The organism is Geminicoccus harenae, assembly GCF_019800005.1.
In the GTDB taxonomy this organism is placed as follows: domain Bacteria; phylum Pseudomonadota; class Alphaproteobacteria; order Geminicoccales; family Geminicoccaceae; genus Geminicoccus; species Geminicoccus harenae.
In genome coordinates this window covers 1-1,381 of sequence record NZ_JABGCL010000151.1, presented here as the reverse complement: position 1 = coordinate 1,381, position 1,381 = coordinate 1, and the positions used below count along the sequence as shown (strand labels likewise).

Annotated in this window: 1 protein-coding gene; it reads left to right on the top strand. The window is 65.6% G+C overall.

The features are described 5' to 3' along the window. The coding region (locus tag HLA95_RS27330) for an IS4 family transposase (RefSeq protein ID WP_222185123.1) at positions 1-1,344 on the top strand (1,344 nt) is incomplete at its 5' end. Between the last annotated feature and the right edge of the window lie 37 nt (positions 1,345-1,381).

Here is a 1,381-nt window from a genome sequence, read left to right as displayed (position 1 = left end):
ATCCCCCGGTCAGGCCCACGGCTGTCCGGTCCGCGGAAGCTTGCCGGGGTGCATGGCATTGATTCTACTGGCTTCCAGACGTCTTGGCCGGCGTTGTGGTTGCAAGTGGAGACCGATGCCATGCAGGTGCAGGCTACGTTGTTCTCGACCTTGTTGCAGCAGGTTCCGTGGGGTGTGTTCGACCGGGCGGTGGTGGCGGAGCGGGCCGACAGGGGGCATCGTCGCTTGAGCGCGCGTTCGCACTTGGCGACGCTGCTTTTGGCGCAGCTCTTGCCGATGCGTGGCCTGCGCGACATCGAGGCGATCACCGCCGCTCATGCCAAGGCGCTGGGGCGCCGGCGGATCGCGCCCGTCAGGCGCTCCACCTTCGCCGATGCCAATGCCCGCCGCTCGTCGGGACCAATCGAGGCGCTGATCCCGGCCCTCCTTTCCAGGCTGTCGCCGTGCCAGGCCCGGCAGACCAGGCAGGCGCTGCGCCTGGTCGATGCGACCCTGATCCGGCCGGGCTTCCAGGCGGACCCGCAGCTGTCTCCTGACAGCTGCCCTTGCAGGGATGGAGCCGGCGCCTGCTGCGCCGGCTGGGCCCGCTTCCAGAACGGTAACCTAGCAGCCAAGGTACATGTCGTATTCGATCCGACGCTCGGCGTGCCGGTCTTCTTCGAGGTGACCTCCGGCAACACGAATGACATCACTGTCGCCAAGACCGCCATGCCGATCGAAACCGGCGCGACCTACATCTTCGACCTCGGCTACTATGATTTCGGCTTTTGGGCCGATCTGGACAGGCAAGCTTGCCGGTTCGTCACCCGGCTGAAGAAGAACACCCCGATCACGATCGTCGCCGAACACGCCGTTCCCGCGGGCAGCAACGTCGTCTTCGACAGGACAGTGCAGTTGCCCAGCCGGCTGGCCGCCAGCCGCACCAACCCGTTCGGCAAGCCCGGCCGCTGCATCGGCGTGCGGCTCAATACCGGCAAGACCATCACCCTGTTCAGCAACGACCTGACCAGCCCGGCTGAAGAGATCACCGAACTCTACAAGACCAGGTGGCAGATCGAGCTGTTCTTCCGCTGGCTCAAGCAGCACCTGCGCATCCGCCACTTCTTCGGCCGCTCGGAGAACGCCGTGCGCCTGCAGATCGCGGCGGCGATTGTGGCCTATCTGCTGCTCAAGCTCGTCCATGCCGTCGCCCGTACCAGAAAGGCGGCTCACGTCTTCGTCGCCACACTACGTTCCGCCCTGTTCCACCGCCTGCACGTCACGGAACTGGTCGAGCGCATCGACCGGCTGCGACTCCGACCATCGCAGCCGTTGCTTGAACGGCAGGGAACTTTGGCGCTGTGAACAACGAACCGGACAGCCGTGGGCCAAGCCGGGGGAT